Origin of the sequence: Proteus faecis (assembly GCF_003144395.1) — a bacterium.
Taxonomy (GTDB): domain Bacteria; phylum Pseudomonadota; class Gammaproteobacteria; order Enterobacterales; family Enterobacteriaceae; genus Proteus; species Proteus faecis.
This window is the reverse complement of sequence record NZ_PENZ01000030.1, coordinates 44,223-69,614: the sequence shown is the minus strand read 5'-3', so window position 1 is coordinate 69,614 and position 25,392 is coordinate 44,223. Positions and strand designations below refer to the sequence as shown.

General features: G+C 36.2%; 22 protein-coding genes. 15 read left to right on the top strand and 7 right to left on the bottom strand.

Annotation, left to right across the window (positions count from 1 at the left end; genetic code table 11):
* Positions 1-149 precede the first annotated feature (149 nt).
* Together dtpB and hpaC are read right to left on the bottom strand one after the other, a co-directional pair.
* Complete coding sequence (dtpB, locus tag DK858_RS08500) at positions 150-1,634, bottom strand: dipeptide/tripeptide permease DtpB (RefSeq protein WP_109397042.1); 1,485 nt, start codon at positions 1,632-1,634, stop codon at positions 150-152.
* A 596-nt stretch (positions 1,635-2,230) separates the two neighbouring features.
* Positions 2,231-2,749, bottom strand: a complete 519-nt coding sequence (hpaC, locus tag DK858_RS08495) for a 4-hydroxyphenylacetate 3-monooxygenase, reductase component (RefSeq protein ID WP_109397041.1) — start codon at positions 2,747-2,749, stop codon at positions 2,231-2,233.
* Between the two features lie 590 nt (positions 2,750-3,339).
* Here hpaC and hpaR point away from each other — a divergent pair.
* The gene (gene hpaR, locus DK858_RS08490; RefSeq protein ID WP_109397040.1) at positions 3,340-3,777 is read left to right on the top strand and encodes a homoprotocatechuate degradation operon regulator HpaR; all 438 of its coding nucleotides are present in this window, start codon (positions 3,340-3,342) and stop codon (positions 3,775-3,777) included.
* Positions 3,778-3,842: 65 nt separating this feature from the next.
* On the opposite strand, the gene betT is transcribed toward hpaR, so the two are convergent.
* Together betT and DK858_RS08480 are read right to left on the bottom strand one after the other, a co-directional pair.
* Positions 3,843-5,849: a choline BCCT transporter BetT gene (gene betT / locus DK858_RS08485; protein ID WP_109397039.1), complete on the bottom strand. Its 2,007-nt coding sequence runs from the start codon at positions 5,847-5,849 to the stop codon at positions 3,843-3,845.
* Between the two features lie 365 nt (positions 5,850-6,214).
* Entirely contained in the window at positions 6,215-6,784 is a 570-nt protein-coding gene (locus tag DK858_RS08480) for a hypothetical protein (RefSeq protein ID WP_109397038.1), read from the bottom strand.
* Between the two features lie 264 nt (positions 6,785-7,048).
* Between DK858_RS08480 and DK858_RS08475 the strand changes: the two genes are divergently transcribed.
* The gene (locus DK858_RS08475) at positions 7,049-7,711 is read left to right on the top strand and encodes a DUF421 domain-containing protein (RefSeq protein WP_109397079.1); all 663 of its coding nucleotides are present in this window, start codon (positions 7,049-7,051) and stop codon (positions 7,709-7,711) included.
* Positions 7,712-7,796: 85 nt separating this feature from the next.
* Here the strand turns inward: DK858_RS08475 and rnz are convergent, their stop codons facing one another.
* Together rnz and rtcR are read right to left on the bottom strand one after the other, a co-directional pair.
* Positions 7,797-8,714 (bottom strand): ribonuclease Z, encoded by a 918-nt coding sequence (gene rnz / locus DK858_RS08470; protein ID WP_109397037.1) that lies wholly within the window; start codon positions 8,712-8,714, stop codon positions 7,797-7,799.
* 9 nt (positions 8,715-8,723) lie between these two features.
* Entirely contained in the window at positions 8,724-10,316 is a 1,593-nt protein-coding gene (gene rtcR / locus DK858_RS08465; RefSeq protein ID WP_109397036.1) for an RNA repair transcriptional activator RtcR, read from the bottom strand.
* A 573-nt stretch (positions 10,317-10,889) separates the two neighbouring features.
* On the opposite strand from rtcR, the gene DK858_RS08460 reads away from it, so the two are divergent.
* Both DK858_RS08460 and DK858_RS08455 read left to right on the top strand, forming a co-directional pair.
* A complete protein-coding gene (locus DK858_RS08460) occupies positions 10,890-12,023 on the top strand; it encodes a slipin family protein (protein ID WP_194294832.1) in 1,134 nt (377 codons plus the stop codon).
* Between the two features lie 2 nt (positions 12,024-12,025).
* Positions 12,026-13,249 (top strand): RtcB family protein, encoded by a 1,224-nt coding sequence (locus DK858_RS08455; RefSeq protein WP_109397034.1) that lies wholly within the window; start codon positions 12,026-12,028, stop codon positions 13,247-13,249.
* Between the two features lie 433 nt (positions 13,250-13,682).
* Here the strand turns inward: DK858_RS08455 and mrpI are convergent, their stop codons facing one another.
* Positions 13,683-14,243 carry a phase variation DNA invertase MrpI gene (gene mrpI, locus DK858_RS08450; RefSeq protein ID WP_109397033.1) on the bottom strand — a complete coding sequence of 187 codons (561 nt, stop codon included), beginning with the start codon at positions 14,241-14,243 and terminating at the stop codon, positions 13,683-13,685.
* Between the two features lie 599 nt (positions 14,244-14,842).
* Here mrpI and DK858_RS08445 point away from each other — a divergent pair.
* The 11 genes from DK858_RS08445 (at position 14,843) to DK858_RS08390 (ending at position 25,380) form a co-directional block, all read left to right on the top strand.
* Entirely contained in the window at positions 14,843-15,370 is a 528-nt protein-coding gene (locus DK858_RS08445; protein ID WP_006534899.1) for a fimbrial protein, read from the top strand.
* An 83-nt stretch (positions 15,371-15,453) separates the two neighbouring features.
* Entirely contained in the window at positions 15,454-16,014 is a 561-nt protein-coding gene (locus DK858_RS08440) for a fimbrial protein (protein ID WP_109397032.1), read from the top strand.
* Positions 16,015-16,035: 21 nt separating this feature from the next.
* Positions 16,036-18,651: an outer membrane usher protein gene (locus DK858_RS08435; protein ID WP_109397031.1), complete on the top strand. Its 2,616-nt coding sequence runs from the start codon at positions 16,036-16,038 to the stop codon at positions 18,649-18,651.
* 55 nt (positions 18,652-18,706) lie between these two features.
* Positions 18,707-19,465, top strand: coding sequence for a fimbria/pilus periplasmic chaperone (locus tag DK858_RS08430; protein WP_109397030.1), 759 nt, complete (start codon positions 18,707-18,709; stop codon positions 19,463-19,465).
* Positions 19,466-19,478: 13 nt separating this feature from the next.
* On the top strand, positions 19,479-20,024 hold the full coding sequence (locus DK858_RS08425) for a fimbrial protein (protein WP_109397029.1): 546 nt from the start codon (positions 19,479-19,481) through the stop codon (positions 20,022-20,024).
* Positions 20,025-20,035: 11 nt separating this feature from the next.
* On the top strand, positions 20,036-20,518 hold the full coding sequence (locus DK858_RS08420) for a fimbrial protein (RefSeq protein ID WP_109397028.1): 483 nt from the start codon (positions 20,036-20,038) through the stop codon (positions 20,516-20,518).
* A 10-nt stretch (positions 20,519-20,528) separates the two neighbouring features.
* Positions 20,529-21,077: a fimbrial protein gene (locus DK858_RS08415; RefSeq protein ID WP_109397027.1), complete on the top strand. Its 549-nt coding sequence runs from the start codon at positions 20,529-20,531 to the stop codon at positions 21,075-21,077.
* A 21-nt stretch (positions 21,078-21,098) separates the two neighbouring features.
* Entirely contained in the window at positions 21,099-21,926 is an 828-nt protein-coding gene (locus DK858_RS08410) for an MrpH family fimbial adhesin (protein WP_109397026.1), read from the top strand.
* Between the two features lie 20 nt (positions 21,927-21,946).
* Positions 21,947-22,267: a helix-turn-helix domain-containing protein gene (locus tag DK858_RS08405; RefSeq protein WP_109397025.1), complete on the top strand. Its 321-nt coding sequence runs from the start codon at positions 21,947-21,949 to the stop codon at positions 22,265-22,267.
* A gap of 1,938 nt (positions 22,268-24,205) precedes the next feature.
* The gene (locus DK858_RS08395) at positions 24,206-24,733 is read left to right on the top strand and encodes a fimbrial protein (protein ID WP_109373867.1); all 528 of its coding nucleotides are present in this window, start codon (positions 24,206-24,208) and stop codon (positions 24,731-24,733) included.
* Between the two features lie 86 nt (positions 24,734-24,819).
* Positions 24,820-25,380, top strand: coding sequence for a fimbrial protein (locus DK858_RS08390; protein ID WP_109397023.1), 561 nt, complete (start codon positions 24,820-24,822; stop codon positions 25,378-25,380).
* The last annotated feature ends 12 nt before the right edge of the window (positions 25,381-25,392 follow it).

Genomic DNA, 25,392 nt, shown 5'->3' with positions numbered 1-25,392 from the left:
TAAATTAAACCCGCTTATTTGGCGGGTTTTTTTATATATCAAGAAAAGTAGAAAATCATTGTAACTCTTAAACGAAAGAATGGTTTTTATTGCAAAATAAAAGCGCCTACTAAAGGCGCTTTTATTAATATTTAATTCAAATTGAAAGATTAAGCGACTTTAACGTTTTTGCTTTCTTCTTTCATCATTCGGTTAAGTAGAGGGACTGTTGCCCACATAACCAAGCCCACAATTAAGGTTACTATGCCAATTTTACCAAATACATCGGTATAAATAGGCAAAGTTTGTAGTGGATCAGTAATACCCTCTGGTGCAGCTGTGAAGGTCGCTACATACCCCCCTAACAGATAAGCTGTAGCTTGTGTTAAGAACCACATACCTAAAATAAAGCCCATCATATATTGTGGTACGAACGCAGCAACCATTGCTAAACCTAACGCACTGATCATCAGTTCACCTAAGCTCTGGAATAAATAAACCAGAACGATAAACCAAGGCGATGTTAAGCCTTGAGCATCGGCAAACCACATACCTGATGCTGCCGCTGTAAGGAATCCTAATGAACACAGAAGCATACCTGCGGTAAACTTCGCTGGCATTGAGAAGTCTTTACCTTTCGCGCCAAAATGGCTGTAAGCGATAGCAAGGATTGGGCTAGCAACAATGATCCAGAATGGGTTTAGTGCTTGGAAGCTTACAGGGTTAATATCAAAGCCTAAAAGCGTATGATGAACGTTATGAATAGCAAAGAAGTTCAGTGAAGTTGGCATTTGAGCATATAAAATGTAGAAAACAACAGCTTCTAACATCAGAACAAATGCAACGTACATTTTATTACGAGCGACTCTGTCTTTTTGTTTAAATGCTTCACGGAAATAAATAAAGACAACAATAATAGACAGACTGACTAAAACGATATTTGCAATCATCACGTTGTGCAGTAACCATGCACAAATAAATACCATCGCAATTGAACCAATAATAACTAATAACAGTTTGTTAAAGCTCATTGGTAAATGGTCTGGTTCAGAACCAATATTGGCAACCATTTTACGACAGAAGAAATAAACTAATAACGCCATGATCAAGCCAATACCACAGATATTATAAGTCAGTGCATATCCGTAACGTTCTGCAAGTACAGGGGCGATAGATAAAGAAATTAATGAGCCGATATTAATCGACATATAAAATAGTGTAAATGCACCATCAAGACGTGGATCTTTAGGTGGATAACATTTTGCTAATAGGCTGGCTGGGTTGGCTTTAAATAAACCATTACCTACTGCAATAGTCCCTAATGCGTAGAAAATTAAATTAGGATACATAATTGACATACCAGTCATGAAATAACCGATAGCCAAGACAATAGCACCTAAAACAATTGTTCGTTTTGTTCCTAATAAATGGTCACCAACATAACCACCAATAGAAATCAGCCCATAAACCAGTGCAGAGAATGCACCAAAAGTAATGAAAGCCTGTTCTTGAGAGAAACCGAGTTTACTAACAAAATAAACGGCAAGAATACCTTGTACGCCGTAGTAACCAAAACGTTCCCATAATTCCACAAAGAAAATCATAAAGAATGGTTTAGGTTGTTGTAATAAACCGACTTGAGCGGGTTTATCCATATATGTAATGCCCCTAATTATTATTTATTTTCAACAACGATGTTATTTACTCACATTCACGAGAAATGTTACACGACGATAACATTATCTGTTGCATTTAGAGTGATGTTTGCAAATTTAAGAAGGTAATCAGCAAGTCGAGTAGACTAATATATTGATGGAATGACTTCTCAAAGGTTGATCACACTGTGGGTAAGATTAATACCAGATTGAAAAAAATATTCATTAGTTTATTTTCAAATAAAGTCATTTAATTGACTTTTTGTATAAAATGCAATCAGTGAGATTATTATTTGTTTATATTTTAATCTGGTTGAATTAAATAAAGATAAAGGGGAAAGGTAGAAAGAAAATACTTTTGATTATGTGACTGATTGATTCTAGAAAGAATTTTTTTATTATAATTAAAAATTATTCTTTTATAACAAACAGATGTTAATAAATGTTTAATAAATATCTAAAACTTAGTCAATGCCATTTCGATAAATAAATATTCATTTAATATAGATAAATATTTAACTCTATGGTGTGATTATAATCAATAAAAACGCCCTTATTAAAAGTGCGTTTTTATCTTGAAGTAAAATAGGTGAAATTTAAGCAGGGATGGGGGCTTGTCTATTTTTAACAGAATGGAAACCTCGTTTGAAATAAATAAGGCCATCACCATCTTCACGTACTGAAATAGTCTTAATTTCGGTCATATAAACAAAATGTGTACCGACTTGGCGTACATCATGAATATCACCTTCGAGGCAGGCAAGCGCATTTGTTAATACGGGTTGTTGTAATTGTCCGTTTTGCCATCCTGGTTGGGTAAAGCGATCTGCCATCGCGAGCCCTGTCATTCCGGCGAAATGACATGCCATTTCTTCTTGCTCATGGTTTAATATATTGATGCTTAATTTTCCATTTTCTTGAAAAATAGAGTTCATCTGACTTTTACTGTTGATGCAAACCATTACGGTAGGTGGATTATCAGTAACAGAACATACTGCAGTTGCTGTTAAGCCACAACATCCCGCATCGCCATTTGTTGCCACGATATTGACCGCAGCGCCTAAGCTTGCCATTGCATCCCGAAAAAGTGGGTTAGCCTGTTTTTCCTCAGACATTATTTACTCCTACTGCCAGACTTCTCGTCTGTGGGCGTCTTCACTTAAAATAATTATTAGTTAGATAACTATAAAAATCATCTGACTACTCCGCTAACAAAGTTGTAATGCTATTGCCGGTTTCTTTGTTGCGTTGTTTTAAAGCTGTAACGCTACCGCGCATGAACAAAGATAGCAATCTTTCTTTGTTACAACCCATTAACTTTATCTCAAAAACTGTGAGACAACCTTATCGCTAAGCGACATTATTCCTAATTTAGAAATAGGATAATAGGCAAATCAGGCTACTTTTTTTGATTGGTAAAGAGATAACACAAATTGCCAATTTATAAAAATTGCGTATAGCTCAAGATGTTGTGGAAGATGAATTTAACTCTGAAAAGGCGCATGGGTGATAAATTGCAGAAAGGGAAGAAAATTGCAAAAATTGAGTCAACTTTATTTATTTGTTAATATGAATAATTGTAACAATTAGTCTATTCTTAGAATATAGCCATTTATAAACTATAAACAGCGGTACTTTTTCACTGTCTATATTGAGTGATATTTTGTCATTTCACCTATAACACCATATAAAGAGTTTCTTGATTATGCATGAATCATTAACTATCGCGCTATTACAAGCACGGGAATCTGCGATGGGTTTTTTTAGACCTGTTCTCAAAGAGCATAATCTGACAGAACAGCAGTGGCGTATTATTCGTGTACTTGCGGATAAACGCTCGATTGATTTCCACGAATTAGCGCAAAAATCGTGTATTCTTCGACCAAGTCTAACAGGTATTCTTATTAGAATGGAAAGAGACGAGCTAATTTGTCGTTTAAAACCAATAAGTGACCAACGTAAACTTTTTGTTTCACTTTCTGCTAATGGGCAAAGTTTATACGATAAAATTCAGCCTAAAATTGAAGAAGGCTATCAATTACTTGAGCAAAAGTTTTCGACTGAAAAACTACAACGGTTGTCCGGATTATTAAAAGAGCTGATTGCGCTTAACTTAGATGATATTGAACAATTAGAGAAATAAGTTATTTGATAAGAAAAAAGGAGATGTCATGGCATCTCCTTTTTGTTGCTATTATGCAGATAAAATTATTGCTTACCTAATACGTGTAAGAAGTGAATGTGTTTTTCGTACTGATCAAGAATATCGTGAATGATTTGTTCTTTCGTCCAACCCATTACATCATAATCTTGCCCACCTTCTTTTAAGTGAATTTCAGCACGGTAATATTTATGCTCTTCGTCTCTTTCTTCATCACTTAATCCTGCTAACGCAAAGGCCGGTTGAGTATAAAAACGCAGGCGAACTTCATAGAAGAAATTCATGTCATCGCCTAAATCGACTTCAAAACCAATTCGATCATCTTCTTCATTATGGATAATGCATTGCGTTGCTTGCTTACTTAATTCGGCAGACACCATTTCCATTGAGGGTTGAATGACTTCATCCATAAAACGTTTTACATGAGAGCGTTTAGGAAAATAGGCAATATTTCTTAAACGACGTTGCCAAGGAATTGGATTGCGACTGGCTGGTGGTGCAATTGTCGTTAGTTGTTGGCTATCACGTTTATATACATCAACTCGTAATGCTTTAATTAGTCCATAAATAGAAGCAAGTAATACCATTGAGAAGGGAAGTGCACTTGCAATAGTTACTGTTTGTAGTGCAGTTAAACCACCCGCTAATAATAAAGTAATTGCAGAAATGCCCATTAAGGCAGCCCAGAAAATACGTTGCCATACGGGGGTTTCGCTATCACCGCCAGAAGCTAAAGTATCAACAACCATTGCGCCTGAGTCTGCTGAAGTCACAAAGAAGACGACTACCATCAACATCGCAACGAAGGATAAAACAGTCGAGAATGGAAAATAATTTAAGAACTCAAATAAAGCCAATGACACATCTTGCTGTACGATATTGGCAAGAGCTTCTGCACCTTTATCTTTGATTAAATGGATCGCAGTGTTACCAAAAACGGTCATCCAAAGTAAAGTGAAGCCAGCAGGAACAAACAGGACACCTACAACAAATTCACGAATAGTACGGCCTCGAGAAATGCGGGCAATAAACATCCCTACAAATGGGGACCATGAAAGCCACCACCCCCAATAAAGTAGAGTCCATCCCCCTAACCAATCACTCGATTTGGGTTCATATGCGTAAAGATTAAAAGTTTTACTGACAATTTCGGATAGATATCCCCCCGTATTTTCAACAAATGATTTTAATATCAATACGGTTGGACCGAGAGTAATAACTAATAAAAGAAGAATAACCGCCAATCCTAAATTAAGTTCAGATAAAAAGCGGATCCCTTTCTCTAACCCAGAAACAACTGAAATGGTTGCAAGTCCTGTGATCACAACAATTAAGATTACTTGAATGGTTGGATTAATCGGTACATTAAAGAGGTGATTTAAACCCGCATTAACTTGCAGAACACCAAATCCAAGTGAGGTTGCGACACCAAATACGGTTCCCATAACGGCGAAAATATCAACCGCATGACCAATCGGGCCATGTATGCGATCACCAATAATTGGATAAAGTGCCGAGCGCAGTGTTAACGGTAAACCATGGCGATAAGAGAAGAAAGCTAAGATCAACGCGACAATGGCGTAAATTGCCCATGCATGTAATCCCCAGTGGAAAAAGGTTAATCGCATCGCTTCTTTCGCGGCTTCTATGGTTTGAGCTTCACCAGTCGGAGGCATTAGGTAATGCATAACAGGTTCGGCAACACCAAAGAACATTAAGCCAATCCCCATACCTGCTGAAAAGAGCATGGCAAACCAAGCAAAATAACTAAAGTGAGGGCGAGCATGATCTGGCCCTAACTTGATTTGACCAAAGCGGGAAAGTCCTAAATAAGTCACACTCAGCAAAACCAATGCAACGGCTAGAATGTAAAACCAGCTCGCATTTCTGAAGAGATTTTCCTGAAGATGACCTAATTTATCATTAGCTAACTCAGGAAATAACGCCGAGAAACCAACGACCAGTAAAATTAACAACGCTGATGTATAAAAAACGGGAGGATTAATTTTCATCCTAACTTTTTTTTGAGGGGTTATATCGTTTTGTTGACTCATAGTTAACCTATTTATAGTTATTTTCTTAGAAAGAGACTTTTCGCTACCCATTATCTGATTGCTTATGTTACCAGAAAAGAAAAGTTCATAAGAAAATTTGAATAAAACACCAAATTGGACAAATGTTTTATAAAAGAACGGAAGTAAATTATTTTTTCCGCAAGATGAAGAAAAGTACAATTAAATCAATTTATTAATAACTTTATATTCTAGATGCTTTCGCTCTTTAATAGGTTTCTCCTGTTGAAAAAAGGAGAACATGGTTACATTTTTTGCTTAAACGATCAACCCTTGTCTTTTTTTTGTACAAAAAAAGCCAGTGAAAGTTTACTGGCTCTCAATTCATCAAAAAAACTGAAATCGGATTATTTGTTTTCAGTTTTTAAATCATCAATTTTTTGTTTGGCTTGATCAGTTAATTGATCCGCTTTATCAATTGCTTTATTTTCAGTCTCTTGAGCCTGTTGTTTTACATCATCGCTAGTTTTTGACGCGTCGCCTTTTAGCTGATCAATCTTGTTGTCTGCTTCTTGCATCAGGTTATCTGCTGTTTTGCTTGCATCTTGTTTTAGCTCTGCGGCTTTTTCAGATAATTTATTACTTTCAGCTTCTAGGCTTTGCTTAATTTCTTCAGCTTTTGCTGCACTTACATCTTTTAGCTCAGCCGCTTTTTGTTCAGCTTTATCTTTTAACTCTTGAGCTTGTTTTGTTAATTCATCTGCTTTTGCTGACGCATCTTCTTTCAAGTCGGCAGCTTTATCTTTGGCTTGTTCTGTTAATTCGTTGGCTTTATCTTGCGCTGTTTCAGTAACTTGAGTAGCAGTTTCTTTTGCTTTATCAATGCTATCATCGACTTTCTTAGATGAATCATCACAACCTGCTGTAATAGTGACCAAACCCGCTAGAACCAATGAAGTAAGTAGTTTTTTATTCATTTTTTTCTCCCAAATGTGTATTCAAAAACAATTCAGTGATATCCCGCGTAAGAGCTAGAAAAGGCGAGAAGCTATTGAGTTGATAATAAGATATTACAGATAAACCATAGTAATAAGTATAGTGTGAGTCTTAAAATCAACAATTCTAAGTATATAAAGTGTTTTTTCTTAGTCAAATATCATCAAAAATAATTTAGATTTTTATCTGAGGGGGATTTTCTGCTTTATAATAAAAGCAGAGATTATTGGAAATGTGAGATGCAAATGGAATATTACTTTCTGGTTATTATCAAATTTATTATTGGTTTTACTATCATATTAGCTCATATGAATTTATCAGGTAAAACACAACTCTCTCAATTAACACCTATTGATTTTATTGGTAATTTTGTCCTCGGTGGCATTATGGGAGGGGTCATTTACACTGATGCAATTCCTCTTTATCAATATATTATCGTCTTTTTAATTGGGGTATGTTTTATCTCTTTGCTTAATTATATTAGTAAACGATTCAACTTTTTCCGTGCAGTGACCATTGGTAACCCTATTCCTATTATAAAGAAGGGGGAGTTTATAATGGAAAACATCATGGAGAAAAAGAATAAAATAGACATTTTAAACATAACGTCTCGTCTTCATGCTCAGGGTATTCATTCGTTTCAAGAGGTCAATTATGCGCAAATTGAACCAGATGGACAAATCACCGTAGTGTGTGATGGTGCAAAAATGCCTTCAATTATTGTCATGAAAGAGGGCGTTATTCGCACATCAGAATTAGCGCAAATAGAAAAAGATGAAGCGTGGCTTCAAGAAGAGATGAAAAATCAGCATATTGATAAACCGGAAGATATTTTCTTAGCTGAATTTTGGGATGGAAAGGTCAATTTTATTTTACAAGATGGGAAGATTAAGCGGACGACGTTATAAATAACTAAAATATGCGTAAATGAGAGGAGTGTGATTTATAACAATGGCGAAATAATATCGCCACTGCTAGTTAATAAAGACGTAATTACAACTTAAATACCTCAAAATCAGTAGCCATTTCTGTCTGGCTAAAGATTTCTTGGCTTTCATTGAGTAATTCAACACACTCTTCGGGTGAATAGCGACTACTAATATGTGTGATAATCAACTTTTTGCTATTAGCCTCTTTTGCTAACTGTGCCGCTTGTACTGTTGTTGAGTGTCCACGACTATTTGCTTGATCTGCCATTTCATGTTTAAACGTCGCTTCATGAACAATAACATCTGCGTTATTAGCCAGCTTTAATGCATTCGGTGTGGGTTGAGTATCTCCAAAAATAGCAATACAACGACCTTTTATTTCTGGACCAATATACTCTTTGCCGTCAATAACTCTGCCATCTGGCAATTTAATTGTTTTACCTTGTTTTAAGTCTTGTAGCCAAGGACCCGCTGGAATATTGTCAACCTTCAGTTTTTCGGCATCTAATTTACCTAGACGGTTTTCTTCTTCTAAACGATAACCAAAACAAGGTACGGGATGAGAAAGAACTTCACAGCTGACTTTCATACCTTCTTCTTCAAACAGAAAACCCGCTTCGTCAATCTCAATAATATTAATAGGGTAAGTTAAATAAGATTGGCTTAATGTCAGTGCTGTTTCTATAAAGGCTTTTATACCCCTAGGGCCATATACCGTTAAACATGTTTCTGTTCCTCCCATTGAGCGACTACAAAGCAATCCTGGTAAACCAAAAATATGATCGCCATGCAAATGGGTAATAAATATTTTATTTAAACGCGGTAGTTTCACACGGGTATGCAATATTTGATGTTGTGTTGCTTCACCACAATCAAACATCCACATGCTTTTTTGTTTATTTTGTAAATCAAGCACCATGCTTGTGACATTGCGATCTTTAGAAGGAACGCCGGCGTTAGTGCCTAAAAAAGTGAGCTCCATAATGAAATATTATTCTCCATGTCGAATTTGTTCCCAACTTAAATCGAATTTTGCTAGATATTTACGTAGGCGATCGGCATCGTTGGGTTGTTTTTTATTTTGTCTTGATACTGCGAAAAGTTTTCTACCGGCTTCTGAGAGAGTTGATGATTGTTGGCACGTTTTGATCACTGTATTAAGTTGACTCAGATCGAAAAGATCAATCTCAGTATTCTTAAATAAAGAGGTGGAAGCTATTCCCCAATTTTGTTTTAAACGATTAATTTCTTCATCAACCAGAGGAAGGGTAATACGACCATTTTCGGCAAGTGTCGCCATTCGCGTTATACTAGCACTAAGTTCACGGAAATTACCACGCCATAATGCCTGTTCCGATGTTGCAAATCGAATATAGTGTGATTTCGCATCAGAGTTAAAACGGATCGCCTTTTGATGGCATTTTGCAAAGTGATGCAATTCATAATCGATATTAGGTTCAATATCCTCTTTACGATCGGCTAAACCAGGTAGTGAAAAAGACCATAAGTTGATCCTTGCATAAAGATCTTCACGAAAAAGTCCTTTTGCAATTTGCTTGTCCATATCACGATGTGTTCCTGCGATTAGCTGAAAATCACTTTGTACCTCAGTATCTGAACCATAAGGATAAAAAGATTTCTCTTCTATCGCTTTAAGCAACATGGCTTGCTCATCAAGTCCTAATTCTGCAATTTCATCAAGAAATAAAATTCCTTTATCGGCTTCTCTTAATAAGCCTTGTCTGGCTTGTAATGCCCCTGTAAATGCACCTTTTACATGCCCAAATAAAGTGGACATCGCATTGTCTCCTCGTAAAGTGGCGCAGTTAACAGCAATAAAACGGCCTTTTACAAAATGGCGAGACTGCCGTAATTCATAAATACGCTGAGCAAGGAATGATTTACCGGCACCCGTGGGGCCTGTTAATAAAATGGGAGCAACGGAGCGCAATGCAACACGTTCAATTTGAGCAATCAAAGTATTAAAACGTTCATTACGTGTGGCGATCCCTGATTTTAAAAAAGAGAGGGATTCATTATGGTAATGCTCAAATCGGCTCGTTAGCTTGGTATAACGGCTTAAATCAAGATCAATAACAGCATAACTACCCGTGGCTGATTGTACTGTTTTGATGCCGTCTTTATTTTCTATTTTAGAAGAAGGCGAGGTTTGTAATAGTTTTGCCGGTAAATAATGTGCTTCAGTCAGTAGGAACCAACAAATCTGAGCGATATGTGTACCTGTGGTGATATGTACATAATATTCTTCATTTTCGGTATCAAATGGATAATTCACTGCAAAATCAAGAAAGTGACTATAAACCTCTTCGAGATCCCAAGGATCGCGAATATCAATTTCGTAAGGTAACACCTCAGTATCAGGTGAAATGGTATGAATATCTTCAATGGTTTTTGACGCTAACATTGAATCATTAGGCTGGTGGATCATGATTAATCGACTAACAGGGAAATCTTTTTGATGGCAAATAGAAATTGTTGGGCGCCATGAGTTCCATCTTTTATGGCTTTTACCTCGTCTATCTAATGTTGTGCCTAAAACACCAATCACCACTTTGCGTTTCATTACGTTATCTCTATTTATTTTATCTCTATTTATTTTATCTATATTTATAAATATATAGATAAAAAGATAAGTTTTTATCTTTTTTAATTCAATGTATAAATAGTAAAAATTTATATTAAAGATATTATTTTCAATAAAAACAATAAATTAAAAGTTTTTTGGGGCGGGTTTTAAAAACTTGGCACGATCTTCGCAATATTATTAGTGTCTTGAGCAGATTTTAAATCTGGTAGGCACATAAAGAACACTCTGTGGTGTTATCTAAATGTGTTCCTTCACATCGGGACTCTGTAGGTGAAGAGGGTTATTTTCAGGTTCGATTCCTGACACCAAAACCATTACAAATCCAAATGTAAAATTAAATATAAAAAATCGTTGTGACAGCAGTACCGTCACCTTGCTTATCCACCAGCAACTACGCTGGATTGGAGGCAGAAGAAGAGACAAACAAAGTATCGTTCCTCTCTTGTTTTCCCTTCGATTTCGCCAAGTTTGTTCGTGGAAAGCAAGTCACGATAAAAATGGTAATAAAAGAAAGCTAAAAATAAAGAAGAGAAAAAGGAAGCAATGATGATAAAAACAACAATAAAAGTAAAACAAGGACAGCTGGGTTTATTAAAGAAGGACGATGAGTATATTGAAGTCCTTACAGCCGGTGAGCATAAATTTTTCGATTTTCGTCGTCAATTAAGTGTTGAGCTGGTGGAGTTAAACGGTCCAGAAATTGAAAGAGAGAAAGCCGAATTTTTACGTCAATATCATCCAGAATGGGTGCGTGAATATTGTTTTGATATTGTGTTATCTGATGAAGAGATTGGCTTACTTTATGAAAATGGCTCACTCAAAGAGATCTTAGCGCCGAGTACCCGTCGTCTCTATTGGAATTATACACAACGCTCAATGGAAGTGTTGTCAGCGAATGAATTGGAAGTTTCGCCAACCTTGGTTAAAAAATTGCAGCATCCAAAATTACGTAACCAGACTGTCAAAGGCAGTGAAGGTGTATTAAGTGTGGATATTCCGACATGGCATGCTGGCATTATCCGTATTGATGGTGAAACTCAATCACTATTGCCTCCTGGATTAAAAGGCTATTGGCGTTATCAGCACAAAGTTGATGTTGAGGTTGTTGATATGCGTTTACAAACTCTTGATGTGAGTGGTCAGGAGATCTTAACGAAAGATAAAGTGACATTGCGCATTAATTTGTCAGCAAACTGGCGTTATAGCGATGTGCTTTCAGCGTATCAATTACTGAGTTCACCGATTGAGTTCTTATATAAAGAGTTGCAGTTTGCGTTACGTGAAGCCGTAGGAACACGAACATTGGATGAATTATTAGAAAATAAAACCCTGATTGACAGCTTAGTGAGTGAAAAAATCAGTGAAATGACTAAAGGATATGGTATTGAAGTGGCTTCATTAGGGGTAAAAGATATTGTTTTACCAGGCGAAATGAAAACGATTTTAGCGCAAGTTGTTGAGGCAGAAAAATCAGCTCAGGCTAATGTTATTCGTCGAAGAGAAGAGACATCCGCGACACGCTCTTTATTAAATACGGCAAAAGTGATGGAAAACAATCCAGTAGCCTTACGATTAAAAGAGCTAGAAACCGTAGAACGAATTGCAGAACGTATTGATAAGATTTCCGTTTATGGTGGTTTAGACCAAGTATTAAACGGGTTAGTACAAATTAAAGGAGCATAGGCATGATATTGGATCATCAAATAGTAAAAGAAGCAGGAACTGCTGAAATCAAAATGTGGACAAATGGTGTGCCCGTTGAAGCAGATGCTCTAAAGCAACTTATAAATACTGCCAAGATGCCTTTTATTTTCAAACATATGGCGGTAATGCCTGATGTTCACTTAGGGAAAGGCTCAACAATAGGGAGTGTTATTCCAACAAAAGGTGCGATTATTCCGGCTGCTGTTGGTGTGGATATTGGATGTGGAATGATTGCGGTGAAAACATCATTACACGCAAATGATCTGCCAGATAATTTGTTTGCCATAAGAACGGCAATAGAAAGAGCTGTACCTCATGGAAGAACAAGTTATCAATCAGGAAATGATCGTGGTTCATGGAAGAACCCACCTAAACTTGTTGATCAACATTGGCAACAACTTGAAGGTCGTTTTAAGATTTTAACTGATAAGTACCCACGTTTACGAAATACGAATAACTATTGTCACCTTGGTACATTAGGAACAGGAAACCATTTTATCGAGTTGTGCCTTGATGAATCTGATAATGTTTGGGTCATGTTACATAGTGGTTCTCGTGGCGTCGGTAATGCTATTGGTACGCTATTTATACAAATGGCACAAGAAGATATGAGAGAACATATCGCTAACTTACCGGATAAAAACTTAGCGTACTTAAAGGAAGGGACTCTTTTCTATGATGACTATATAGAAGCCGTAGAGTGGGCACAGGATTTTGCCCGACATAACCGTGAAATTATGATGGAACACGTGTTGGCGGCATTATCAACACAAATAGCGAAACCTTTTACAACACAACAACAGGCGGTAAATTGCCACCATAACTATGTGCAAAAGGAAATGCACTTTGGTGAAGAAGTGCTGGTGACTCGAAAAGGCGCTGTTTCAGCTCAAAAAGGTGAAATGGGGATAATTCCTGGGTCAATGGGGGCTAAAAGCTTTATTGTGAGAGGAAAAGGAAATGCCGACAGTTTCTGTTCATGTAGTCATGGCGCTGGACGCGTAATGAGCCGAACAGCTGCGAAAAAAACCTTTAATGTTGAAGACCAAATTCGAGCAACTGCACATGTGGAATGTCGAAAAGATGAAGATGTGATTGATGAAATTCCAATGGCTTATAAGGATATTGATGCTGTTATGAAGGCACAGTTATCGCTTGTTGAGATAGTTCATACACTACGACAGGTTGTTTGTGTAAAAGGATAATGGTGTTTTTAAGGTAATCCATAACTATCCCCTAACGATAACGTTGGGGATAGTGAGATATGAAAGAGTGTGCATGGTATGCAAATGAATATAAGTTAAAGAATTAAAGTTACTTTTAAATTAAGTCCTTATTTCTCGCTCAAAATTCAAACAATAAATGTTTAGTATTATTAATAAATAATTACTGATATTAAACTCATTTTCGACTAATAAAGATAATCAAAAAAAGAATACTTATATTAAGTGATTCTATAATTGAAAAGTAATTATTAATAACCTATCAATATCTACAATCGCAGTTATTTATTTTAGTATAAAACAATTCCTAATTTTATTAATTATATTAAAATTAACTTTATTCTTATTGAAAAAATATAGCTTACTCTATTTAGTGTATTAATCCTCATTGTACATATTAATAAAAAAATAATTGTTAATTTCTTGCGTCCCAAATGTGAATAAAACGTTTTGAGTTGCTTGCGGTATAGATAACAGTATGTGAAATATTACGATGTCCTAAATAATCTTGGATTAGACGCGTATCTCGTCCTAAATCAGCTAAGGCATAGCCACATGCATGACGTAGCATATGAGGGTGAGGAATAATAGATACATTAGCTTTTTTACCTAAACGGCGAAGTAATCCATAAACTTGTTGGCGCGAGATTGGACCTGTTTTTTGAGATAAAAACACCCATTCAGAATCAGCTTCTCTCCATGTTTCCCGTTTTTTCAACCAGTTAACTAATGCTTCATACTCATCTTCAATAATTGGTTGTGTTGTAGATAGCCCTCCTTTCAAACGTCTGACATAGAGTATCCGACTTTCCAAATCAATATCGCTGAGGGTTAACCTACATAGTTCACTAACGCGAAATCCATGTAAAAAACACATTAAAAACATGCAGTAATCTCTTTCTGGATACCGTCCTTCCTTTGCTTGTTTCAAAATAGAATTGATCTCAAAACGTGTAAGAAACTTGCGTTGCTTCATTTTTCATAACCTTTTCAATGAGATAACAAGGAACAAAAGTCAATTGTTGCATCACTATAACAAGTAATATGCATCAATAAAGGGTTATATTTTTTTTATGCTTTCACTTTTACTTGTTCATTTTAAACAAGTTTATCGAAAGATTATTGATTTTTGGAAAATGAAAGTTATTGATTGAAAAAGTGAAAAATGAATAAAGAGAGGAATTCAGACATCTTTAGAGAAATAAACAGAATACACCAAATTGTTTACTATTATTCTCTGGCTTCGCACTTAAGTCAAATTTAATATTAACCTTATATCTTAATTTAATTAACATATTGATATTTATCATTATTTTAAAAAACAAACATGATTGGTTACTTTGTTTAAAATCCAGAAATAAATTTTTTTACTTTTTTCACAAATTATAGTATTTGCACNAAACAATTTGGTGTATTTTGTTTTGTTTCTAACGATATTTAATTGCGTTTAGGACGGGCATCAATATACCAAAATTCAAAAACTCAATAAATGAGTCATTCAATTAGGAATAATTCAATCCTAATGAATTTATTATTTTTAATGTCTTCGTCCTTTATATTTTAGGAAACAAAAAGATGAAATTAAATAAATTAGCGTTAGTTCTTGGCTTAGGTTTATCTGTTGCTGCAGGTTCTGCATTTGCTGCTGATCAAGGTCACGGTACAGTTAAATTTGTTGGTTCAATTATTGATGCACCTTGTTCTATTCATCCTGATTCAGAAAATCAAACTGTTCCATTAGGTCAAATTTCTACTGCTGCATTAAAAGATGGTGGTCGTAGTAATTCTCGTGATTTTAAAATTACTTTAGAGAATTGCACAACAGAAACTTATAAAACTGTTCAAACAACCTTCACTGGTTCAGAAGATGCAGACATCTTAGCGGGTTCTTTAGGTATTGAAGGTATCGCTAAAAATGCTGCTGTTGTTATCACCGATGCGGGTGGCAAACAAATCAAATTAGGCACACCAAGTGCAGCTCAAACATTACGTGATGGTAATAACGATCTGAACTTTGCTGCTTACTTACAAGGTTCTTCTGCAGCAGCCGCTGTTCCAGGTGACTTCACTGCAATCGCAACTTTCGCACTGACTTATCAGTAAGAAAAAATAAGTTCTGTACAAGGATGTACAGAGCTTTATTTCCTGTGTCTATTTTTAACGATTTTTTTCTTACGGAGAAAAATATGAATCGCAAGATGACACCACTATGGCTATGCCTTATTGCCAGCTTACTGATACCAAAGGCAGTAGCGAGTGATGTAAAACAAGATAAAAACATGCATCAGCGATTTGGGGTACTTAATCTTTCAGGCTCGATCTTAGAACCATCTTGCACGATTGCAGCAGGAAGTGGTGAACAAGTTATTCCACTGACAATTGTTTCTATTCCAATGCTGGAGACTGAAGGGCAAGGACCTATTGAGTATTTTTCTATCAGATTAACGGAATGTACGCTAATTGAACAAAAAGGTCAGGAAGCGGACAACCCTCGTTTTATTGCAACGTTTGAAGGTCCCTCTAGCGAGAATGGTAATTTTGCACTTTCTGGTGAAGCAAGAGGTGCGTCATTAGCGATAGCTGATCGTTATGGTAGGAGAGCAATTCCTGGTAAGCCATTACCTCCTGTTGGTATTGACTCCAAATCAATGGCGTTACTTTACCAAGCGCGAATAGTCAAAAATAACGAAATACCCAAAGCTGGAAATTACCGAACAACGCTGCGATTTAAGCTGGAATACTATTAAATGGATCGGGTTGGATAACTTATGGTTAGAACATTCAAAACCGTTGGTTTAGGGACGGAAAAAAAGAAAAAACAACATACTATTCGGCCTGTTGCTGTACTGATCTATTTAATTCTTACTGGTGTTTCCAGTATTTCAAGTTCAGCTTTAGCAAATAGTGATATTGAATTTAATGCCGATATTTTGGATCTAAAAGATAAGCAAAATATTGACTTATCAGATTTCTCTCGTGCCGGCTATATTATGCCCGGTCGATATGAGTTTGTTGTTCGCGTAAATAATAATGAACTTCCTGAACTCTACAACATTAATTATGTTGTACCAGCCAATGATCCCAAGGGTAGTGAGGCTTGCTTACCACCAGAATTGATCCACCAAATAGGGCTCAAACCAGAATGGGCTGAAAAAGTTAAATATCAAGATAATGGAAGCTGTCTTGATATCTCTTCTATTCCCGGAATGACGGTAAATGCCAGTCTGGGAAATGGCAATCTTATTCTTACTATTCCTCAAGCGTATCTTGAATATTCGGCACCAAACTGGGATCCACCGTCTCGTTGGGATCACGGTATTTCAGGCGTGCTTTTTGACTATAACGTCAATGCTAACGTGACTGATCCCGCTAAAGGAAAACAGCGCCAACAAGTTACAGGCTTAGGAACCGTGGGAGCAAACCTTGGTGTTTGGCGTTTCCGTGCCGATTGGCAAGCAAGTTATCAGCATACAACGGGGCTTCCTGATAGCACTGAAAATAGTTGGAAATGGAACCAGCTTTATCTTTATAGAGCAATCACGCAATTAGGGGCTCGCCTTGTGATGGGGGAGACTTACTCTCGTTCTGACATTTTTGATAACTTCCGTTTTACTGGGATTAACTTGTCAACGGATGACAATATGTTGCCACCTAACTTAAGAGGATATGCTCCTGAAGTAACAGGTGTAGCAAAAACGAATGCGAAAGTGACGATTAGCCAGCAGGGCCGTGTGATCTATGAAACTCAGGTTGCTCCAGGACCGTTTCGCATTCAAGACATCAATGATGCAGTAAGTGGCAAATTAGATGTACGTATTGAAGAGCAAGATGGCTCGGTTCAAGAATTCCAAATGGATACAGCAAGTATCCCTTATTTAACACGTCCTGGTCGAGTGCAATATAAATTATCTGCGGGTAAACCGTCGGATATGAACCGTAATATGGAAGGTCCTATTTTTGGGATGGGTGAATTCTCATGGGGGATCAGTAACGGTTGGTCACTTTATGGTGGTTCATTAGTCTCGGGCGATTATAACTCGGTATCTGCAGGTATTGGTCGAGACCTTATGGCGCTGGGTGCTATCTCTTTTGATGCGACACATTCTTGGGCAAAAATTCCAAGTGATGACAAGCGTTATCACGGTGGTTCTTATCGCTTAAGTTACTCAAAACGTTTTGAACAAATAAATAGTCAGGTGACATTCGCAGGCTATCGATTCTCTGAACGTGACTTTATGAGTATGAATCAATATTTAGATCGCCGTTATCGTGGTGGTGAAGAAGATAACAATAAAGAGCTTTATACCATTATGTTTAGTAAGCAGTTCCCTGAATGGGGATTGAGTGCTTACTTAAACTATAGTCATCAGACTTATTGGAATAAGCCTAATAACGATAACTATAACTTGTCATTAGCTAAAACGATGGATATTGGTAGCTTTAAAAATATCAACCTCAGTCTGTCGGCGTTTCGCAATAAATTCAATGGTACCAATGATAATGGCGTTTATATGAATGTCAGTATGCCTTGGAGTGATCGCGCAACCATTAGCTATAACACTGTGATTAATAAACATGGTAATTCACATAATGTCAGTTATTACGATCGTATTGATGACAATAGTAGCTATCGTGTTGGGGCTGGTTTAAGCAGTAACGGTAAACCATCCGCAGATGCTTATATCATGCATTACGCGGATGCTGCATTGGTTACTGCGAGTGCGAGCCATATTAATGGTGAATACACATCAGCCACATTATCACTACAAGGTGGGGCAACCTTAACACCAAAAGGTGGTGCATTACACCGTACAAGTCGTACAGGAAGTACTCGTTTACTGGTTGATACAGATGGTATTTCAGATGTACCAGTGAAAAGTATCGGCGCGATTACGCGTACCAACGCTTTTGGTAAAGCGGTACTGCCTGATATCAATGATTATTACCGCAGTAGTGCCAGCATCGACCTTGATCAGATGCCTGATAACGCTGAAGCATTACGCTCAATTCAGCAACTCACCCTCACAGAAGGCGCAATAGGCTACCGACACTTTGATGTGATATCGGGACAAAAAGCCATGGCGGTTATTCGTTTACAAGATGGAACTTATCCGCCATTTGGTGCCAGTGTCACAACTGAGAAAGGGCGTGAGCTTGGCATTGTCAATGATGGTGGGAATGTCTATCTGACGGGGATTAACAGTGATGATGTATTGAGTGTTCGTTGGAATGGTCAAGATCAGTGCAAAGTCCGTATACCAACATTAGTTGAAGGGCTATTTATGTCTTCATTATTACTGACTTGTAGTGATGGAGAAGTAACACCTTCGACAATCAATCAAAGAGCAGAGCCCTTACCTAAACCTCAACTGATTACGAAATAAGGTTAGGAAAGAAGGGAAAGATAAAAATAATTTCAGACAAAAAGAGTAATTTAAAATGATGTTATCAAAGCGCTTATTCATTGTAACAACCACTTTATTGACTGGAATGGTCTTTACTAGTCAAGCCCTTGCTGCGATTGCTTTAGATAGAACGCGTGTCATTTTTAATGGTGCTGATAAATCTATTAGCTTAAATATTAGCAATCAAAACAAAGAGCTACCTTACTTGGCTCAAGGTTGGATGGAAAATGAAAATGGAGAACGTATTGACAGTCCATTATTAGTTTTACCACCGATTCAGCGTATTGAGCCAGGCGATAAAAGCCAAGTAAAAGTGCAGTCCTTACCCGATATTGCCAAATTACCACAAGATAGAGAAAGCGTTTTCTATTTTAACTTGCGTGAAATTCCACCTCGTAGTGATAAACCCAATGTATTGCAAATTGCATTACAAACACGAATTAAGTTGTTTTATCGCCCTGCATCGATTTATGCCACACAAACGGATCTTACTCATCCTTGGCAGGAAAAAATCACCTTAACAAAGAAAGGTGATCGCTATGAAGTGAATAACCCAACACCTTATTACGTGACATTAGTGGATGGGTTAACAGGGTTACAAGGAAAAAGCCTCGATGGTTTTGAACCGATCATGATTGCCCCTAAAAGTACAGGAACGATAAATCTGCATGCTTCCGCGTTTGGGGCATCACCTGTACTCAGTTATATCAATGATTACGGTGGACGACCACAGATGAAATTCACCTGTAATGGCAATGAATGCAAAGTTACAGAAACATCAGCAGGAAACTAAATAGGCCTATTTTATGAAAATGGAACAGCGGTTTAGCCCAAGCAAAGCAGTGTTGATTCTTATTTTGGCAACGTTTACTGGAGGCCTAAGTTTTACTGCTGTTGCGAATTTACCCGCTAGAGCGGTGAACAATCCTATTCCTGGGATCGTTTATATCAATATTTCGGGGAATGTCATTGCGCCACCGCCTTGCTTAATTAATGACGGCAAAATGATCGAAGTTAATTTTGGTGAGGTGATGAGTACTCGTATTGATGGTGTTCGTTATAAAGAGCCTATCCACTACACAGCGACTTGCCAAAAAATGCCAACCAATGCCATGAAAGTTTATGTTACGGGAAGTGCAACTGGATTCGATTCAAATGCGCTACAAACAAATATTACTGGATTGGGGGTGCGCATTTTGTATCAGGGAAAATTATTAGATTTAGGTAAGGCGGTGAATTTTACCTATCCCAACTTACCTGAATTAGAAGCTATTCCTGTTCGTGATCTGAATGAATCTTTAGTGGGTGGTGATTTTGTCGCAAGTGGCACACTGCATGTGGATTATCAGTAAGAGGTCAGAAGATGAATAAATTAAAGTTATGTCTGATTGCATTACTGAATTCTTATTCTGTCATGAGCGCAGACGCACCTAATATGAAATTATTTGGCACATTATTGGTACCACCTCCTTGTGTCATTAGTAACAACGAACTGATTGATGTCTATTTTGGGCACAACGTAGGTATTCATAAAGTAGATGGTATTAACTATACCGAATCGGTTAATTATCAATTGGTCTGTGATCCAAATTTAAAAGGTTGGGATTTAGGGCTTTCTATTATTGGCCCTAAAACACAGTTTGATGAAGCTGCGCTACAAACCAATATTCCAGATCTAGGCATTCATCTTACGCAAGATGGTAAGCCTTTTAAATTAAACGAGCGTATTGCGATATCACCGGATAATCCCCCCGTGATCCAAGCGGTACCAGTTAAAAGACCTGGTAGCACTTTGCCCGAAGGTGCCTTTGAAGTTTCGGCAACACTGCTTGCTGAATACCAATAGGAGCGTATTGATGAATATTAAAAGATTATCGATCCCGTTCATATTGGGTCTAGCCACATTTACGGGATTAACATCAACGGCTTTTTCAGCGCCAGACAATATGCGTTTTCACGGCATATTAGTTGACGAGCCTTGCACCATAAAGCCCGGTGACGAAACCGTTGAGCTGGATTTTGGCAATATTCCGGACAAAAACCTTTATGCATATCAAAGAACGCCAAGCAAGTTGTTTCAAATACGCTTGTCTGAATGTGATTTAACGATTGGTAAAAGCGTCAAGATCACTTTCAAAGGGGATGAAAATCAAGCCATGGCAGGGCAAGGTTTTTTAGCCATTAGCCCAAGTAGTCAAGCGTCGGGTATTGCTGTTGGGCTGGAATCTGAAAACGGCAATGCGCTACCTGTTAATAAAGAAACAGACAAAATGTCATTAAATGCGGATGACACGATTTTAAATTTTTATGCCTTTATTCAAGGGGAGCCAGATGCGATTGCTAACCAATCCATTAAACGTGGCCCATTTAGTGCAATCGCCACATTCCATTTGAATTATGACTAATTATTAGGGTTGAGGTTTTATATGTCCATATTAAAGCGATTTCCGGCTTTATGTATTGCAATAGGTTTGTTGTTTTCGGCACCCGCAATGGCATCTATCTTTTCTTATATAACCGAATCAACAGGAACACCAGCAAATGCAACCTATACCTATGTTATTCAACGCTGGGATCCTGAAGATCCTTACACTCCAAATCCTTGTTATGGCTGGAGTCAATGCTGGATAACAATTAACCATAAGCATGATGCTAATGGTTCTCCAGGATCTGCAGTAAGAAGCATTGTCCGTGTTGAAAAAGAGCGTTATTTAGCTGGCGTTCGTGATGCGGTAATGCGAATGGAAAGTTTTCCAATACAAGGCACTGCGCGACATGTTGGTGATCCGCTTACCTCAAACCAAGAATGTGTCGGGCTATTTTATGAATCTAAGGAAGGAGGCTGGTCACCAAATGGACGTTTATTACCGGGATCACTATGTGGGATTGCACCACCACCTGTTGGTGCATGCAAAATAACAGAAGGGGCTGTAAACCTTAATTATGGTGATATTGACGAAGTTAGTTTAGAAAATGCAACACGAGCTAAAAATATTAATGTGACTTGTAATTTAGCAATGAAAGTTCTGGTTATTGCATCAGGCTCAGACAGTGGCCGAGTACCATTGCGACCTGATAATAGCCTTTATGCCGATTTGTTTCTTGATAATTATCCTGGTGAAAAAGGTACAGTAATTGATGTTCCTGCAAATGGAACCATACCTGTAGAGGTTAAATCAATTTTACACACGAATGGTCGCGTTGCACCGGGCTATTTCTCTGGTTCGGGCTCAATTATTTTAACGATGCCTTAATCATGATAATAGGTGGATATATGATGAATTACGATTTTACAGATATTGATGTTAATGCGTTAGTTGGAAAACGAATTCAGAAAAAGCGTAAAGAATTAGGTTACACCGGTATGCAAATTGCTGAAAAAATTGGTGTAAGCCAACAGCAATTCTCTCGATATGAACGTGGCATGAATAAAATTGATTTAAGTTATCTTGTTTTATTAGCCAATTATCTTAATACACCTATTTATTGGTTTTTTGAAGACTGTTTTATACCAAAATCTTCATCAGAACATTCGCGCATTGATAAATGTAGCAATATCATCGCTGAAGCAACACCTGATGTTTTTTCATACTAGTGCATATTACTAAAGGATACTCAAAATTGGTGTTTTAAAGCGTATGCTTATTCTTTGATTGATTACCAAATTGGTAAGGCAGGGGCATCCCTGCTTTTTTTTATGCAAAAAAGACTAAGTGCTGTTAGCCAAACTTGAGTTATTAATCGCACAATCAGCCAAAAGAGCAGATATAGATAATCAATTTTTACTTTTTTATAAGAGACGAAAATTGGTCATAACGGTAAAATTATCATTTTATGATGATGATAATTATCTAAAACAGGGATTTTTCTTGGAATGCGGGGTAGGAATACTCTTAAAACGAGTATTTGACAAATTTTGACTTTTGTTAGGCTATACATGCCTTTTTTTTATTGCATCATGAAAAAGATAAATAATATTAATTTTATTTATTAAATAAAGATCTTCCAATAATGATATTCTTATTAAGAGACAATTTGTTGAATAATTAAATATTATTAATGTAATCCTTCATTTTTATTTAATTTATTAACTTATTATAATTCGGTCGATAAAAGGTTATTTCCAATATATACCTTAAAACTTACTTCTTAGAATTAATTAACTATTCTAGAAAGAGTTAATTTTATTCAAATAAGGTAAAACAATTCCTAATTTATCTGAAATATAAAAAAACGCCAATATTCTTATTGAAAAGTATTTGATAATTAAAAAAACGAGTAATAATGACTAAAATGTATACGCATTATCTGAGTAATGTTAATTCAATATGTTTATAATGTAAAAAAAGTGTATTTTATTGTGTTTCTGTTTGGATAAAAATATGTGGGTTCTATGGGAGTGCAATAATATGAATGAGCTAATAATAAAATTAGTAGTAATACGTAAAATAGTCAATAATTTAATAAATAAATAATTTAAATATTTGAAGCAGTCCTTAATAAATACATTAAAAATTTTACCCAAAAAACGTGTAACTATTCTTAATCAAATGATTAAAATCTTGTTTTTTTTTGAGGAAAAAATGGGCGTTACACGAATTTCTTTTTTGAATTATCAGTTAGTTAAATTGCGAGATGGTTCTGAATCAAAAAATATAAATTGTACAAAAAACTCACTTTTTGACATCAATTTCCTAAGTGTAAATACTTACATTCAAGTGTTAAATTATTACCAAAATATTCCATTCTTGATTATCTTATTTATATAACTAATTTAAAATCAATTAGTTACGTTTTTTTTGAACTTTTTATGTTTTATATTATAAACATATGTGATTATAAAAAATGTAATTATTGATTAATCCATTAAATACAATGAGTTATACGTTTTTGATATTCTATTTTTAATATTTAATTCAAATTAAGAGTATCATTAAAAGGCTTGTTTAATGTGCTTTTTGTATGAGAGTAAATAATGATAATAAATAAATTAACAAATTCATTATTTTGATCTTCTTATAATTCAATTAGTTAAATTTGATTTGTTTCATTATGTAAATATTTGGTTATATTGCGTTAAAATAGATAAATCAGGAAATGTTATTTAACTGGATATTATTCCTATTCGTAAAAAGACAATTAGATCTTTTCACTTTAAATTTCAAATTGTTAAAATTTAAATCTTAAATTACTCTTTTTAGGAGTAATGTTTTGGTTTTAAAATCCGTTTGAGGTGTTTTGAAAAAGTAATATTTTGTATGTAAATGTAAAAAATACACATAATATCAGTAAATTAATAAAAATAGACTTAATGAAATTTGGGTGGTTTGACTTAAATAAAACCGGAGAGAATAATATATCCAACTTGATTCGATTCCTTTATCTAATTTCATAATTAAATATGAAATTGGCTGGATGAATTTTATCAAAATATAGAAACTCTATTTAGTGTGTCATTCATTTAAGCAATTTGCTTATATTGAATTTTATTATTTTAAATATCTTCGTTCTTATATTTTCAGGAAACATAAAGATGAAATTAAATAAATTAGGTTTAGTTTTAGGTTTAGGCTTAACTGTTGCTGCTGGTTCTGCATTCGCTGCTGATCAAGGTCATGGTACTGTAGAATTTTGGGGTTCAATCATCGATGCTCCATGTTCAATTGATCCTAACTCAGGTGACCAACGTGTTCCATTAGGACAAGTTTCAGCAAATGCGCTGAAAGATGGCGGCCGTAGCGTATCTAACACATTTAAAATTAAATTACTTCAATGCTCTACTGAAACTTATAAAACAGTTCAAACAACTTTCACTGGTGCTGAAGCAGCGGCTATTCTGCCTGGCTCTTTAGGTATCGAAGGTTTAGCTAAAAACGCAGCTGTTGTTATTACAGATGCTGGTGGTACACAAATTAAATTAGGTGAACCAACAAAAGCTCAAACTATTCGTGATGGTTCAAATGACCTGAACTTTGCTGCTTACTTACAAGGTTCTGCAACAGATGCAGCTGTACCTGGTGACTTTACTGCGATCGCAACTTTCGCATTAACTTACCAATAATAGATCTGTTTTTAAGCCCTGTATAAGGATGTATAGGGCTTCATTTTTAGTTTTATTTTATGGTTTATCTTATGGAGTAGAAAATAATGAATCGCAAAATGGTGTCACTATTATTACTTGTTGCAACAGGATTGTTTGTTAAGCCTGTAATAGCAGTGACTGACATAAAACAAGATGTAAAATCACATCAGCGATTCGGTGTAGTGAGTCTACAAGGTTCTATATTAGAGCCAACATGTACTATTTCGGCAGGAAGTCGAGAGCAAGTTATCTCTTTAAGTACTGTGTCTATTCCGACCTTAGCCGTTGAAGGCCAAGGACCTATTGAATATTTCTCTATTCGATTAACAGAATGTTCCCTTGTTGACCAAAAAGGTACACAAGCTGAACGTCCTCGTTTTATTGCTACTTTTGAAGGCCCTGCACAGAACGGATTATTCCAACTTTTCGGCGACGCGAAAGGTGCTTCGTTAGCTATTGCTGACCGTTATGGAAGATTGGCAATACCAGGGAAGCCTTTACCTCCTGTGGATATCGATACTAAATCGTTGTCTTTGTTGTATCAAGCACGACTTGTTAAAAATAATGACATTCCACGAGCAGGTAATTATCAAGCAACCCTGCGTTTTAAACTCGAATATTATTAAATGGATTGGTTG

Coding starts and splice junctions, on each gene's coding strand:
- dtpB (WP_109397042.1), bottom strand. CDS start 1,634: ATGGATAAACCCGCTCAAGTCGGTTTATTACAACAACCTAAACCATTC.
- hpaC (WP_109397041.1), bottom strand. CDS start 2,749: ATGTCTGAGGAAAAACAGGCTAACCCACTTTTTCGGGATGCAATGGCA.
- hpaR (WP_109397040.1), top strand. CDS start 3,340: ATGCATGAATCATTAACTATCGCGCTATTACAAGCACGGGAATCTGCG.
- betT (WP_109397039.1), bottom strand. CDS start 5,849: ATGAGTCAACAAAACGATATAACCCCTCAAAAAAAAGTTAGGATGAAA.
- DK858_RS08480 (WP_109397038.1), bottom strand. CDS start 6,784: ATGAATAAAAAACTACTTACTTCATTGGTTCTAGCGGGTTTGGTCACT.
- DK858_RS08475 (WP_109397079.1), top strand. CDS start 7,049: ATGGAATATTACTTTCTGGTTATTATCAAATTTATTATTGGTTTTACT.
- rnz (WP_109397037.1), bottom strand. CDS start 8,714: ATGGAGCTCACTTTTTTAGGCACTAACGCCGGCGTTCCTTCTAAAGAT.
- rtcR (WP_109397036.1), bottom strand. CDS start 10,316: ATGAAACGCAAAGTGGTGATTGGTGTTTTAGGCACAACATTAGATAGA.
- DK858_RS08455 (WP_109397034.1), top strand. CDS start 12,026: ATGATATTGGATCATCAAATAGTAAAAGAAGCAGGAACTGCTGAAATC.
- mrpI (WP_109397033.1), bottom strand. CDS start 14,243: ATGAAGCAACGCAAGTTTCTTACACGTTTTGAGATCAATTCTATTTTG.
- DK858_RS08445 (WP_006534899.1), top strand. CDS start 14,843: ATGAAATTAAATAAATTAGCGTTAGTTCTTGGCTTAGGTTTATCTGTT.
- DK858_RS08440 (WP_109397032.1), top strand. CDS start 15,454: ATGAATCGCAAGATGACACCACTATGGCTATGCCTTATTGCCAGCTTA.
- DK858_RS08435 (WP_109397031.1), top strand. CDS start 16,036: ATGGTTAGAACATTCAAAACCGTTGGTTTAGGGACGGAAAAAAAGAAA.
- DK858_RS08430 (WP_109397030.1), top strand. CDS start 18,707: ATGATGTTATCAAAGCGCTTATTCATTGTAACAACCACTTTATTGACT.
- DK858_RS08425 (WP_109397029.1), top strand. CDS start 19,479: ATGAAAATGGAACAGCGGTTTAGCCCAAGCAAAGCAGTGTTGATTCTT.
- DK858_RS08420 (WP_109397028.1), top strand. CDS start 20,036: ATGAATAAATTAAAGTTATGTCTGATTGCATTACTGAATTCTTATTCT.
- DK858_RS08415 (WP_109397027.1), top strand. CDS start 20,529: ATGAATATTAAAAGATTATCGATCCCGTTCATATTGGGTCTAGCCACA.
- DK858_RS08410 (WP_109397026.1), top strand. CDS start 21,099: ATGTCCATATTAAAGCGATTTCCGGCTTTATGTATTGCAATAGGTTTG.
- DK858_RS08405 (WP_109397025.1), top strand. CDS start 21,947: ATGATGAATTACGATTTTACAGATATTGATGTTAATGCGTTAGTTGGA.
- DK858_RS08395 (WP_109373867.1), top strand. CDS start 24,206: ATGAAATTAAATAAATTAGGTTTAGTTTTAGGTTTAGGCTTAACTGTT.
- DK858_RS08390 (WP_109397023.1), top strand. CDS start 24,820: ATGAATCGCAAAATGGTGTCACTATTATTACTTGTTGCAACAGGATTG.